This is a genomic window from Roseateles sp. P5_B10, from assembly GCF_056400485.1.
On the sequence record NZ_JBFULE010000013.1, the window covers coordinates 15790 to 29607 of the forward strand.

Annotated in this window: 11 protein-coding genes; 8 read left to right on the plus strand and 3 right to left on the minus strand. The window is 69.4% G+C overall.

The genetic code is table 11. The annotated features are described in order from the left end of the window. Nucleotides 1-151: 151 nt before the first annotated feature. From AC1DU6_RS02245 to AC1DU6_RS02280, 8 genes are all read left to right on the plus strand, one after another. Nucleotides 152-1051 (plus strand): hypothetical protein, encoded by a 900-nt coding sequence (locus AC1DU6_RS02245; protein WP_457319941.1) that lies wholly within the window; start codon nt 152-154, stop codon nt 1049-1051. Next, nucleotides 1048-1827 carry a helical backbone metal receptor gene (locus tag AC1DU6_RS02250; RefSeq protein ID WP_457319940.1) on the plus strand — a complete coding sequence of 260 codons (780 nt, stop codon included), beginning with the start codon at nt 1048-1050 and terminating at the stop codon, nt 1825-1827. Before AC1DU6_RS02245 ends, AC1DU6_RS02250 begins: the two co-directional genes overlap by 4 nt. Nucleotides 1828-1872: 45 nt before the next feature. Next, entirely contained in the window at nt 1873-2514 is a 642-nt protein-coding gene (locus tag AC1DU6_RS02255; RefSeq protein WP_056191866.1) for a MarC family protein, read from the plus strand. A 4-nt stretch (nt 2515-2518) separates the two neighbouring features. After that, a complete protein-coding gene (locus AC1DU6_RS02260) occupies nt 2519-3544 on the plus strand; it encodes a nitronate monooxygenase (protein WP_457319938.1) in 1026 nt (341 codons plus the stop codon). Further along, nucleotides 3532-4200 carry a two-component system response regulator CreB gene (creB, locus tag AC1DU6_RS02265; protein WP_056191863.1) on the plus strand — a complete coding sequence of 223 codons (669 nt, stop codon included), beginning with the start codon at nt 3532-3534 and terminating at the stop codon, nt 4198-4200. Before AC1DU6_RS02260 ends, creB begins: the two co-directional genes overlap by 13 nt. Before the next feature lie 108 nt (nt 4201-4308). Continuing rightward, nucleotides 4309-5730, plus strand: a complete 1422-nt coding sequence (gene creC, locus AC1DU6_RS02270) for a two-component system sensor histidine kinase CreC (RefSeq protein ID WP_477855976.1) — start codon at nt 4309-4311, stop codon at nt 5728-5730. A gap of 59 nt (nt 5731-5789) precedes the next feature. After that, nucleotides 5790-7082, plus strand: coding sequence for a cell envelope integrity protein CreD (gene creD, locus AC1DU6_RS02275; protein WP_457319934.1), 1293 nt, complete (start codon nt 5790-5792; stop codon nt 7080-7082). 45 nt (nt 7083-7127) lie between these two features. Beyond that, complete coding sequence (locus tag AC1DU6_RS02280) at nt 7128-8777, plus strand: GMC family oxidoreductase (RefSeq protein WP_457319932.1); 1650 nt, start codon at nt 7128-7130, stop codon at nt 8775-8777. Nucleotides 8778-8814: 37 nt separating this feature from the next. On the opposite strand, the gene AC1DU6_RS02285 is transcribed toward AC1DU6_RS02280, so the two are convergent. From AC1DU6_RS02285 to AC1DU6_RS02295, 3 genes are all read right to left on the minus strand, one after another. After that, nucleotides 8815-10227, minus strand: coding sequence for an ATP-binding protein (locus tag AC1DU6_RS02285; protein WP_457319930.1), 1413 nt, complete (start codon nt 10225-10227; stop codon nt 8815-8817). Continuing rightward, a complete protein-coding gene (locus AC1DU6_RS02290; RefSeq protein WP_457319928.1) occupies nt 10224-11813 on the minus strand; it encodes a sensor histidine kinase in 1590 nt (529 codons plus the stop codon). Before AC1DU6_RS02290 ends, AC1DU6_RS02285 begins: the two co-directional genes overlap by 4 nt. A gap of 59 nt (nt 11814-11872) precedes the next feature. Then, a partial coding sequence (locus tag AC1DU6_RS02295) for a S8 family serine peptidase (RefSeq protein ID WP_477855977.1) occupies nt 11873-13818 on the minus strand: 1946 nt, incomplete at its 5' end.

Consider the following 13818-nt stretch of genomic DNA (forward strand, 5'->3'; position numbering starts at 1 on the left):
CAGACACAGGCAATTGATTATGGTGGCGGGGTAAAGAGATTGYGGAACGCCACTCCGGCAAGTGTTGTTTTTCAGAGCTAGCACAAACCCTGGCGCCTGGGAGCCATCACGGTCCCGTCATCGATACCATCGCCCCGCCCCACCCGAATTCATGACAACCAGCCTGCTCGTTCCCCTCACCCGCGTGCTCGCCAGCGTCGACGCGCCGCGCAATCTGCGCGCCCTCTATGCACTGCTGGCCGGTTTTTGCGCCGCCGGCCTGCTGCTGGCCATGGCCCAGTCAGCCTTGGCGCGCGATCAAGGCCTCTTGAGCGCGCTCTGGGTGGGGCTGGCCTTGGCTGTCGCTTTTTTCAGCGTCAATGCGACGGGTCTGATGCTGATGGACCAGGCGCGCGGCCTGCCCGTGCGCGACCCCCAGGACGCGCTCTCGGACGCCCTGCGCAGCGGCCATCGCGTGCTGCTCGCCCTGTTGGCCTGCCTGGCCCTGGCCGGCGCGGCCGCCCTGGTGCTCGCCGGGCTGCTGTGGGCGACGCATTGGCCGGTCGTCGGCGCGCCTCTGCTGGCCGTCGTGCTGCCGGCTGGCGTGCTGGTGCTGGGCGGCATCAGCTTCGTCCTGGTCGTTCTCGTCGGACCTCTGGCGGGGCCAGCGGTGTGGGCGGGGCGGCGCAGCGCCGGCGTACTGTTTTTCTTGCGCGAGCGCCTGCATCACGGCCTGCCCGAAACGGCGCTGCTGATGGCCGCCGTCTACCTGATGACGGCGCTGGCCACGGCGGCCGTCAGCTTCGTCGTCGTCAGCGGCGGGCGGATGGTGGCCGGCCTGGCTATCCTCGGCGCGGGTGTGGAGCTGCCCGCCAACCAGTTGCTGGCCGGCGTCATGGGCTTGGGGCCGCGCGGCCTGGGCGCCAGTGGCGTGCCGCTGCAGGGCGGCGCGCTAGGCCTGGCTGCATTGATCGGCGGCGGCGTCGTGTTCGCCATCGCCCTGGTGCTGCCGACCCTGGTCTGGCTGCGCGGCTGCTGTGCCGTTTATCTGGCGGTGACCGAAGCGGAATGACGGCGCCCCGAATCGCGTCGCTCGTGCCAAGCGCGACGGAGACGCTGGTGGCCTTGGGGCTGGGCCATCGCTTGGTGGCCCGGACCGGTTTTTGCATCCACCCCGCCGAGGTGGTTGCCACCGTTGCCAAGGTGGGTGGCACCAAGGACGTGAACCTGGCCAAGCTGAGAAAGCTCGCACCCACCCATGTCATCGTCAACGTGGACGAGAACCGGCTGGAAACCGCCGAAGCGCTGCGAGGGTTCGTGCCCGAGGTCATCGTGACCCACCCGAGCCGGCCCGAGGACAACCTGGCGCTGTTCGAGCAGTTGCGCGCTGCCTTTGCCGATCAGCCGGGCGTCAACGAACGCGCCGCGGCGCTGTCGGCCGAGTTCCGAGCCGCGCTGGCCCGCTGCCGCGAGCAGGTCTGGCCGGGCGAGAACGTGCTCTACCTGATCTGGCGCGACCCATGGATGACGGTGGCGCGCGACACCTATGTCTCGACGCTGCTGGTTGAAGTCGGCTGGCGCACCTGGCCCGACGTGCTGGGCGGCGAGCACGGCGCCGGCCGCTACCCTGCGCTTGCGGGCGATGACGCCTGGCTTCGCGACATCGACCGCGTGCTGCTGAGCTCCGAGCCTTATCGCTTCGGTGCTGCGCATATCGCCGCGGCGCAGGCGCTGTGCCCGCAGGCACGCGTGCAGTTGGTCGACGGCGAACTGCTCAGCTGGTGGGGTTGCCGCGGCGCGGCAGGGCTGGACTATCTGCGCACCCTGCGCGAACACGCAGAGGCTTGAGTTTTTCGGCCTTGACAGCATCGGGGCCCGCCACAATCAGCCGTCATGGACATCTACAAGCCCCTCGTCGCGCTGTTGGCCATCGTGAATCCGGTCGGCGTGGTGCCCTTCTTCATCCACTTCACGTCCGCCTTTTCGCGCACGCAGCGGCGCAAGACCATCCTCGTCAGCGCCAGCACGGCCGGCATCGTCATCGCGCTGAGCGCGCTGTTCGGGCTGAAGATCATCGAGTTCTTCGGCATCTCGCTGGCCAGCTTCCAGGTGGGCGGCGGCTGCCTGCTGCTGATCAGCTCGCTGCAGATGCTCAACGCCCAGCCGGCCGAGGCGCGCAAGGAGGATGTGTCGGAGGGCAACACCAAGGCCGACGCCGGCGCCAGCATCGCCGTCGTGCCGCTGGCCATCCCGCTGCTGACCGGCCCGGCCACCATCTCCACCATGGTCATCTACGCCGACAAGACGCGCGTCTGGTGGGAGCTGGCCGTGCTTTGCGGCTATGGCGTTGTCGTCGCCCTCGTCACCTTCGTGGTCTTCTCCGCGTCCAGCAAGATCGCCAAGGTGCTGGGCCAGACCGGCATCAACATCATGACGCGGCTGATGGGCCTCATCCTCGCCGCGCTGGCGGTGGAGCTGCTGGCCGACGGCCTCATCAAGCTTTTCCCGGTGCTAGCCGCACGAACCGTGGGGTGACCACATGAGCCTGTTTGACCTGCCTCCCATCTGGATGGCGCCGATGGCCGGCGAGGCGTCCAGCGCCGCGCTGGTGGCCGCCGTGAGCGCAGGCGGCGGCTTCGGCCAGCTCGGCGCGGCCTACCTGACGCCGGCACGCATCACCGAGATTGCCGCCGACATCCGCGCGCGCACCGGCCAGCCCTTCGGCATCAACCTGTTCTGCCCGCAGCCCTGGCTGCGCGACGACAGCGCACTGGACGCCTACCTCGCCCGCCTGGCCGCCTGGCACACCGAACTGGGCCTGCCGGCGCCGGCGCGGCCGGAACGCTTCGAGGAGGACTTCGACACCCAGCTTGAGGCCACCATCGCCGCGCATCCCGCCGTCATCAGCTTCGCCATGGGCGACCCCGGCGTGGCGCGCGTGGCGGCATTGAAGGCGCAGGGCTTCACCGTGCTCGGCACGGCCACGCAGGTGGCGGAAGGCCTGCTGCTGCAGGCCAGCGGCGTGGATGCCGTCATCGCCCAGGGCTACGAAGGCGGAGGCCACCGCGGCGGCTTCCTGGGCAGCGCGGAAGGCGCGCTGATCGGCACGATGGCGCTGGTGCCCCAGCTCGTCGACGCGCTGGATGTCCCGGTCATCGCTGCCGGCGGCATCGCCGACGCACGCGGCGTTGCGGCGGCGCAGGCGCTGGGCGCCAGCGCAGTGACGGTCGGCACGGCGTTTCTGCTGGTCGACGAATGCCCACTGTCGCCGCCCTACCGCGCCGCCTTGCTGGCTGCGAGCGACGCCGATTCGACGCTGACGCGCGCCTTCTCCGGCCGCCTGGCGCGCGGCGTGGCCAACCGCGTCACGCGGGAGCTGGAGGGCATCGTCCTGCCCGCCTTCCCGCAGCCCAACGCGGCCAGCCGACCGATGCGCCAGGCGGCGGCCAGGGCCGGCCAGGCTGACTTCATCAGCCTCTGGGCCGGTCAGGCGCTGCCGGTCAACCGTGCGCCGGGTTCGGCTGCGCAGCTCGTCGCGAGCTTGGCCAAGGGTTGGCGCACTTGATCCTGCTGCTGGAAGACGACCCGGCGATTGCGGACACCGTCGCGTTCGCGCTGCGGCGCGAGGGCTTCGTCGTCGAGCACTGCGCCTGGCTGGCTGAGGCCCGCGAGCGCCTTCGCGCGGCACCGGCGCCCGAGCTGCTCATCCTCGACATCGGCCTGCCCGACGGCCATGGCCTGGACCTGTGCCGCGAGCTGCGCAATGGCCCGCTCTCCCGCCTGCCCGTCATCGTGCTGAGCGCGCGCAGCGAGGAGATGGATCGCGTGCTCGGCCTGGAGCTGGGCGCCGACGACTACCTCGCCAAGCCTTTCAGCCCGCGCGAGCTGGTCGCCCGCGTGCGCGCCCTGCTGCGCCGCGCCCAGGCCGCGCCAGCGCCAACGCTGGGCTTCACGGTCGACGGTACGCGAGTCAGCCTGGACGGCGTGCCGCTCAACCTCACCAAGCTGGAGCTCGGCCTGCTGACGCATCTGCTGCGCGCCCCGCAGCGCATCCACAGCCGCGACGCGTTGCTGGACGCCGTCTGGGGCAGCAGCGCCGAAAGCACAGACCGCACCGTGGACACCCACATCAAGACGCTGCGCGCCAAGCTGCGCGAGGCGGCACCGGCGCGCGACCCCATCAAGACGCATCGCGGGCTGGGCTATTCACTGGAACCATGAGCAGCCGCCAACCGCCCATGAACACAGCCACAGAGGCACAGAGACACAGAGGACAAGCCTGCTTCTCCGTGTCTCTGTGCCTCTGTGGCTTTGTTCGGAGTTCCTGACGTGCGGCTGGGGCTCAGAGTCTTCTTCGGCTTCTTCCTGATCGCCGGCCTCAGCGCAGTGCTACTGCTGAAAGTCTTCCTGGCCGAGGTCAAGCCCAGCGTGCGCGAGGTCATGGAAGACCTGATGGTGGACACCGCCCATCTGATGGCAGAGACCGCCGCCGATGAGATGGGCGCCAACGGCCTCAAGCCCGACAGCCCTCTGGCCGCGCGGCTGCAGCGCTATGTGAAACGCGAGGTCGACGTACCGATCTGGGGTTTGCGCAAGCAGAGCCTGGACCTGCGCATCTATGTGACCGACGCCCACGGCCGCGTCGTGCTCGACTCCGGCCAGCCCTCGGCCGTGGGCCAGGACTACTCGCAGTGGCGCGACGTGGCGCTGACGCTGCGCGGCGACTATGGCGCGCGCTCGACGCGCTATTCCGCGGACGACCGCAGCACCATCCTCGTCGTCGCGGCGCCCATCCTCAAGGACGGCCGCACGCTGGGCGTCGTCAGCGTCGCCAAGCCGGTGGCCAGCGTGCAGCGCTTCATCGACCGCGCCGAGCGCCGCGTGTTCTGGGCTGGCGCCGCACTGCTGGCCGCCAGCCTCATCGTCGGGGTGACGGTGACGCTGTGGCTGGTCGCCTCGGTGCGGCGGCTGCGCCGCTATGCCCAGCAGGCCCAGGCTGGCCAGGCCATTGCGCCGCCGGCCATGCCAGGTGAATTGGGCGATCTCGCCCATGCCATGGACGACATGCGCCGCCGCCTCGAAGGCCGTGAGCAGCTCGAACACGACGTGCGCGCACTGACGCATGAACTGAAGAGCCCGCTGGCCGCGCTGCGCGCCAGCGGCGAGCTGCTGCAGGACGAGCTGCCCGCCGCCGACCGCCAGCGCTTCGCCGCCCAGGTGCTGGACCAGACCGCGCGGCTGCAGACGCTGGTGGAGCGCGTGCTGGCACTGTCGCAGCTGGAGGCCCAGGTCGGGCCGGGCGAGCGCCAGCGGATCACCTTGGCTGACTGGGCCGAAGGTCAACTTGAGCGGCAAGCGTCACGCCTGGCGCAGAAAGGCTTGAACGTCACCTGGACGGCGCGCGAGGAAGCGATCGTCGAAGTGGACACGGCGCTGCTGGAGCTGGCCCTGGGCAATCTGCTCATCAATGCCATCGACTTCGCACCGGACGGCTCCATGCTCGAACTGGCCGTCAGCACAACGGCGACGACCGCACGCCTGACGCTGCGCGACCGAGGCCCCGGCGTGCCAACGGCGGCGTTTGCCCAGTTGGGAAAACGCTTCTTCTCGACAGCCCGGCCCGGCAGCCTCGTCAAGGGCTCGGGCCTGGGCCTGGCCATCGCGCGCCGCGTGGCCGAGCTGCATGGCGGCTGGCTGGCTTTCGAGGCGGCGGAGCCCGGGCTGCGCGTCAGCTTGGTTCTTCCGCGCTGACTTCACGCWCGCTTCACACACTTCGTTGTCTGCTCACCACCGCTGGCGATGCTGTCGGCATGAACAAGCACCCTCTCTTCCTCAAGCTGGTCATCCTGGCCGTCATCACCCTGCTGCTGGTCGTCGTGCTCGGCGAGATCCGCGGTCTCGCGCATGAGCGCCAGGCCCGGCAGCACGAGGCCGAACAAAACGTCGAGCAGTCGCTCGCCGGCCCGCAGACGCTGCTGGGCCCCATCCTGCTGCGCCAATGCACCGAGACCTGGGCGCCTTACAAGGATGGCGTCCAGACCCGCAACTTCGCGCATCGGCTGCCCCCTGCCCAGCTGCAGGTCAGCGGGGATCTCGTGCCCGACCCACGCCATCGCGGCCTGTTCAAGGTCAACACCTATGCCGGCAAGCTGACCCTGCTGGCACGCTGGGAGGAAACCTCAGGTTTGACACCCAGGCCCGACAACGCCGGCGGCCGCGTCGAATGCGGCGACGTCATCGCGATGTTCTCAGCCAAGGACGCTCGCGGCCTGCGCAAGGTCACCCTGACACGCGACGGTCATGCGCTGACCGTCAGGCCCGGCACGCTGGACGCCGCCTATCCCTCGGGCCTGCATGCCATCGTTCAGACCCCGCCTCCCGGCGAGCGCCTCGAGCTGAAGCTGGTCGTGGACCTGGCCGGCACGCAGAGCCTGGCCCTCGTGCCCGCCGCCAGCGACACGACCATGACGCTGGAATCCAGCTGGCCGCACCCGAGCTTTGGCGGGCGCTTCCTGCCCACGGGCAGCGACGTCAGTGACGACGGGTTCAAGGCGCGTTGGCAGGTCACTGAACTGGCCAGCGGCGGCGTCGCCGACGTGATCGCCGGCAACGGCAACCTGGACACGCTGAGCGTTGACCTGATCGACCCCGTGAACCCTTACGTCATGAGCGACCGCGCCATCAAATACGGCCTGATGTTCATCGCGCTGACCTTCGTCACCGTCGGCCTCACGGAGCTGTTGACCGGCCGGCGCGTGCACCCGGTGCAATACCTGCTCGTCGGCCTGGCGCTGAGCCTGTTCTTCCTGCTGCTGCTCAGCCTGTCGGAGCATCTGCCCTTCCTGGTTGCCTACCTGATCGCGGCCGGCGCGGCGGCCCTGGTGCTGACGCAATACGCCGCGGCCATGCTGGGCGGCTGGCTGCGCGGCGCGGCCTTCGGCAGTGGCATCGCGTTGCTCTACGGCGCGCTGTACGTGCTGCTGAGCCGCGAGCAGGCGGCCCTGGCCATCGGCGCCATCCTGCTGTTCACCGTGCTCGCCACCGTGATGACGCTGACGCGCAAGCTGGACTGGTACCGCCTGGGGAGCGCCAACGCCGAGTGACGTACGCTTGGGGTTTCGCCCTTCGCATGCCCAGCTAGCGCCTCAATGTCCCGACAAGGTTTCGACTACATCATCGTGGGCGCCGGCACCGCCGGCTGCCTGCTCGCGAACCGGCTCAGCGCCAACCCGGAGAAGCGCATCCTGCTCATCGAGGCGGGCGGCAAGGACGACTACCACTGGATCCACATCCCCGTCGGCTACCTTTACTGCATCGGCAACCCGCGCACCGACTGGTGCTTCAACACCGAGGCCGAGGCCGGGCTGAACGGGCGCAGCCTGCGCTACCCGCGTGGCAAGGTGCTGGGCGGCAGCTCCAGCATCAACGGCATGATCTATATGCGTGGCCAGAGCCGCGACTATGAGCACTGGGCCGAGACGACAGGTGATGACACCTGGCGCTGGGAGCGCGTGCTGCGCGCCTTTCGCAAGCACGAGAACCACTGGCGGCTGGATACGCCCAAGACCGCACCCGAGGGTTTTGCCGCCGTGCACGGCCACAAGGGCGAGTGGCGGGTCGAGCAACAGCGCCTGCGCTGGCCCATCCTCGACGCCTTTGCCGCCGCCGCCGCCCAAGCCGGCATCCCGGCCACGAGCGACTTCAACGCCGGCAACAACGAGGGCGTGGGCTATTTCGAGGTCAACCAGAAGAAGGGCTGGCGCTGGAACACGGCCAAGGCTTTTCTGCGGCCGACCACCTTTGGGCGGCCCAACTTCGAGCTGTGGACGGGCGCCCAGGTACGCAAGCTGCGTCTGCTCAAGGACGACACGGGCCTGCGCTGCAGCGGCGTCGAGGTGCTGACACCTCATGGCGTCGAACAGCCCTGGCTCAACGTCGGCGGCGAGGTCATCCTGGCCGCGGGCGCCATCGGCTCGCCGCAGATCCTGCAGCTCAGCGGCCTCGGCCCGGCCGACCTGCTGCAGAGCCTGGGGCTTACGGTCGAGCAGCACCTGCCGGGAGTGGGCGCCAATCTGCAGGACCACCTGCAGATCCGCGCCGTCTACAAGGTGGACGGCGCGAAGACGCTGAACACGCGCTCGGCCTCGCTGCTCGGCAAGGCCATGATCGGCCTGGAGTACGCGCTGCGCCGCAGCGGGCCGATGAGCATGGCGCCCAGCCAGCTCGGCGCCTTCACGCGCAGCCACCCCGACAAGGTCTGGCCCGACCTGGAATACCACGTGCAGCCGCTGTCGCTGGATGCCTTTGGCGAACCGCTGCACGGCTTCAACGCCTTCACGGCCAGCGTCTGCAACCTCAACCCGACCAGCCGCGGCACGGTGCTCGCCACCTCGCCCGACGCGACGGTGGCGCCGGCCATCCGGCCCAACTACCTGTCCACCGAGGCGGACCGGCACGTCGCGGCCGAAAGCCTGAAGCTGACGCGCCGCATCGTGTCCCAGCCGGCGCTGGCCGGCTTCAAGCCCGAGGAATACAAGCCGGGCCCGCAGTTCCAGACCGACGAGGAACTGGCGCGGCTGGCCGGCGACATCGCGACGACCATCTTCCACCCCGTGGGCACCTGCCGCATGGGCCGCAAGGACGACCCCGGCGCGGTGGTCGACTCGCGGCTGCGCGTGCGCGGCGTGAGCGGCTTGCGCATCGCGGATGCCAGCGTGATGCCGACGATCACGAGCGGCAATACGAATTCGCCGACATTGATGATTGCGGAAAAGCTGGCGGGGTGGTTGGCGCAGTAGCCGTTCGGCGCACCGACCTGGGCCCCAGTCACCGCGCTCAGCCCGGCGTCGCCTCGGCGCGCCGCATCGGCAGCGTGACGCGGAACGTCGTGCCGCTGCCGACCTGGCTGTGCACGTCGATGCGCCCGGCGTGCTTTTGCACGATGCCGTAGGACAAGGACAGCCCGAGCCCTCTGCCCTGGCCGACCGGCTTGGTGGTGTAGAAGGGCTCGAAGATGCGCCCGAGCACTTCTTGCGGCATGCCGCAGCCCGTGTCGGCCACTTCCAGCCACACATGCGCGTCGCCTTCACAACCGGTTCGAAGCGTGATCGTGCCGCGCACCCCGCTATCGATCGCTTGGGCTGCGTTGACGACCAGGTTCAGTACCACCTGGTTGATCTGCGACGGCATGCAGTCGACGTCCGGCAACCGGCCGAACTCCCGCACCAGGTCGGCCTTGTGCTGCACTTCGCCGGCAACCAGGTTGAGCGTGGATTCGATGCCCGCGTGCAGGTCGACGCGCTGCCATTCCTGCCCGGCGTCGACGCGTGAGAAATCCTTCAGGTCCTGCACGATCTGGCGAACCCGCATCAGGCCCTCGCGCGACTCCTGGATCAGCGCCGGCATATCGTCGTGCAGGTAGTCCAGGCCCACCTGCTCCCGCTGTGCTGCAAGCGATGCGGCCAGGCTCGCGGGCAGCTGGTCCTCGGCCGCGCGGTAGGCGCCGAGCAGCCCGAACAACTGTTCCCGGTAGGTATCCAGCGTGCCGTGGTTCGCAAAGACATAGCCAATCGGGTTGTTGATCTCGTGCGCCACCCCGGCGGCGAGCTGCCCGATGGACGCCAGGCTCTGCGATTGCACCAGCTGGGTCTGCAGCTGCTTGCGCTCCGTGATTTCCGCCTGCAGCGCCGCGTTCGCCTGCGTCAGCTGGGTGGTACGCGCAGCCACCGCGGCTTCAAGTTGATCGATCTGCGCGGCAGCCTGCTGCGTGGCCTGCCATTTCGCAGCCAGCGCGTTGGCCAGCTGGCTCACCTCGATGTTGTCGAAGGGCTTCTTCAGGATGAGCAGCCGGCCGCGGGTGTCCAGGCGCTGCAGCACCTCCTCCCATGAGGCGTCGGAGTAGGCGGTGCAGAAGACCACCTGCAGCCTCGGGTCGGCTTGCCAAAGGCGCTCGACCGTCTCCACGCCATCCCACCCGGGCGGCATGCGCATGTCGACGAAGGCCACCGCATAGGGCCGGCCCTGCGCCAGCGCCTCGACCACGCGGGCCAGGCCTTCCTGGCCCTGGTAGGCCGAGTCGAGCTCGAAGGGCTGGGCAGCTGCGGTGATCTCGTCGCCGAACAATGCCGCCTTGGCGGCTTCCAGCGCCGACGCGGCGCCGAGTTCGGGCGCGAGGATCTTGCGGAAGTCCGCATGGATCGTCGGCATGTCGTCGACCAGCAGGACGCGACGGTTCTCGAAGGAGTTCATGCCTGGGTGTCCGTGGCAGCGGTCAGAGGTAGCTCAAGCGTGAAGGTGGCCCCGGTTCCGGGGCCGTCACTGTGGGCAGTCAGCGTACCGCCCATCTCCTGGGCTGCCAATACGCAACTATGAAGGCCAAAACCGTGGCCGTCCTGCTTGGTCGTGAACCCGTGCGCGAAGATGCGCGTGAGATTCTCCGGCGCGATGCCGCAACCGTTGTCGGCAACAGCCACCTGGAGGCGATCGCCTTCAACCGCCCGTACCCGCACCACGATGCATTGCCCGACGTCGGGCGGCGCCTGCAGCACCGCATGGCGCGCGTTGCCAATCAGGTTCACCAGGATCAGCAGCGTGCGGTGCTTGTCCAGCATCAACGCCGGCACCTCCTCGAACTCGCGCTCCACGCGCAGAGGACCGATGCCGCCGGTATCGATGCGCAGCGCATCTTCGATCAAGTCGGTGATGCGGGTCGATTCGACCATGCTGGACGCGCCGGCGTAGGACTGCTGCGTCGCCACGATTTCCTTGATGTGGCGCACGCTGCGCGTCAGCGCCGCCAGCTCGTCAAGGATCTGCTGGCGCTCCTCGGCCACCGCCACCGAGAGTTGCTTCAGATAGCCTGGCAGCAGCCGCCCGCGCGCGTCGCGGGTGAGGTAGTCGCCCAGGTCCTGCGCATGCGCGTCCAGCAGCGCCACCGCGCGGGCCAGCCCAGCCGCCTCCGAACCGCGGACCTTGCCACTGATCAACTCGGCCGACACATTGACGCTGTTGAGCACATTGCCCACGTTGTGCAGCACGTTGGTGGCGATCTCGGCCATGCCCGACTGGCGCGCGTTCTCCAGCGCCTGCTTCTGCGCCAATTGCTGCTCGCGCGCCTTGCGCACCGCTTCGGCCGCTTCCTCGCGGCGAAAGAAGAAGTGGCCGGTCGTCAGCAGGATCACGATGATCGGCGTGGCCGCGACGACGACGACGATGCCCGACTGCCGGAAGCTGAGGAACAGCAATGTCGCCACCGAGGCGTTGCCCGCGTAGGCGATGCCAAGCCAGCCGAATGCGTCGACGAATGCCCGGACCGACAGCGGCTCGTTGCGCTTGAGCCGTGGCACGGCCGTGGCCATCACGGTGTTCAGCACGAAGTAGGCGAGCGCAAACAGGATCGCGCCCAGCAGGATCAGGCTGTCGCTCTCCAGCTGATGGCTACGCAGTTCGCCCAGTGCCACGTGCAGCACCGTGCCGGCGCTGAACATGGCAATGGCCGCCATCGCGGGGCTGGCGATGCGGCTGGTCCAGCGCTTGGAGGTGCGCCAGGCGCCGACCAGCGCTTCCGCTGCCGACGCCACGGCCGCGGCCTCCGGCCCGTTCAGCAGCAGCAGCAGGAAGATGAAGATCTCGCCAGCGGTGAACGAGTTCGTTGAACGCGGAATCCGCACCGGCACCAGCCCGGCCAGCATCGCCAGCAGCGTGCCGCCCACCACGCGCAACCAGGCATCCGGCGAAAGGCTCACGACGTGGCGCAACGAGTGCGCGAGCACCACCACACCGATGCAGACCACCGCCCACCAATACACCGCCGCCTTGCGGTTGTAGTCCGGCATCAGTGCCTGATGGACGCGCCGAGGCCAGCTCACTCCGGGCTCGGCGCCTGCAGCAACCATCATCGTTCGCCGGTGCGGGCAACTTCGCTGAGCACGACACCCTCGCTGAGCACCACGCCCTCGCTCAGCACGACACCCTCGCTGAGCACCACGCCTTCGCTCAGCACCACGCCTTCGGTGAGGACGACCCCTTCGCTGAGGACCACACCCTCACTGAGGACGACGCCTTCGCTGAGCACCACACCGCTGCCCGATGCCAGCCAGCCGGAAAGCGTCGCGGTGGGGACGAAGACGCCCGTGCGACCCGGCAGCGAACTGCGGCCGACCAGCGAATTCAGCGTGATGACGCCGTCGGTCAGGAAGCGCTGCCCYGTCGGCACGGGAGACGCCGTGATCGTCGACAGCGCCGCGCCGGGGCGGATCTGGACAGTAACGCGCGTCGCGCTGCCGCCCACCCAGAACAGGCCCGGGTCGTACACCGGCTGGTAGCGGGTGAAAAGCGCGCTGCCGCTGTAGAGGTGGCGCCCGCCGGCGAAGATGATGCGACTCCAGGGCACCGACTGACCGCCGATGATCGACACCGGCGCGGGCATCACCTGGCCCGGCGCCAGCAGCGGCGCACCCGCCGCGATGCGGCCGCTGGCGATGACCGTGGCGAGATCGCTGCGCAGCGCACCGGCCAGCCGCACCGCGCCGTCGACGTTCAGCAGGCCCGCGCCCTGCTGCAGCAGGTTGGCGCCCGGCAGGGCCTGCGCGGTGTACTGCAGGATCGCCTTCACCAACGGGGGCGTCAGGCCGGGGTTGGCCTGCAACATCAGGGCCACGGTACCGGACACCACCGGCGCAGCGACCGAAGTGCCGCTCAGGTCCATCAGCTCGCGGCCCCGCGGCTGCGCCGTGCCGCCGTAGGGCGCCGACAGCGAGGGGAAGTCCGTGGCGAGCGTGCTGCCGGCCGCCATCGGGCCGACGATGCGATTGCCCGGAGCCACCAGGTCCGGCTTGAGCAGGTTGTCGGCGACGCGGCGCCCGTCGGGCAGGAACAGGCCGCCGCGGGTGGGCCCGCGGGAACTGAAATGGTTGACTGCGTCGTCGCTGCGCGAGGCAGTCGCCTGCGTGTTGGCCGATCCCACGGTGATGACCGAGGGCTCATTGCCCGGCGAGCTGATCGTGCCGTAGCGCTCCTGACCGGAGGCGTCCGTGCCGTAGTTGCCGGCGGCCACGACCACCACGAGGCCGGCTGCACTCGCGCCGCGCAGCGCGCCGCACAGCGGGTCGGTCCGATACGACTCGGTCGAATCGGCGGCAAGGCTCACGTTGAGCACGCGGATGTTTTGCTGCTTCGCATGCGCGATGACCCAGTCGATCCCGGCCAGCACATCGCTCAGCTCGCCTTCGCCGCGGCTGTCAAGCACCTTGACGTCGACCAGCGAGGCCTGGGTGGCGATGCCGCTCGACTCGGGCAGACGCGACGTCGAGCGGCCTGCGGCGACGCCCGCGACATGCGTGCCGTGGCCATACGGATCCGCCCCGCCCGCCGCTTGCTGGCGTTCGTCGAGCGCCGCGTCGGACCGGTCGACGCCGGGCTGCCAGGCGCGGCCCGCGCCGCCTTGCGTCACCTTCTCAAAGTCGACGGCGCGTGCGACCCGCGAACGCTGGCCATCGGTGAACGCGGTGTGGTTCCCAGCGATGCCCGAATCCAGCACGGCGATGGCGACGCCCGAGCCGTCCAGGCCCCGCGCCGCGCCGATCGTGGCGGCACGCACGTCGGCTGCGCCGGTGGAGGCCTCGGTCAGGCTGAACGTGCGGGCCGCGCGCCGGTTCGGCGAGATGCTCTGCACGTCCGGCCGCGCAGCGAGCGCGTCAACCTTGTCAACGGGCAAGGTCACGAAAAGCGCCGGCACCGACTGGTAGCGCCAGTAGACGGTGCCACCCGCCGCCACGACCGCGCGGCGGAGCTCGACCAGCTCGGCGTCCCGCCCGTCGCTGACGACCAGGGTGTGCACGT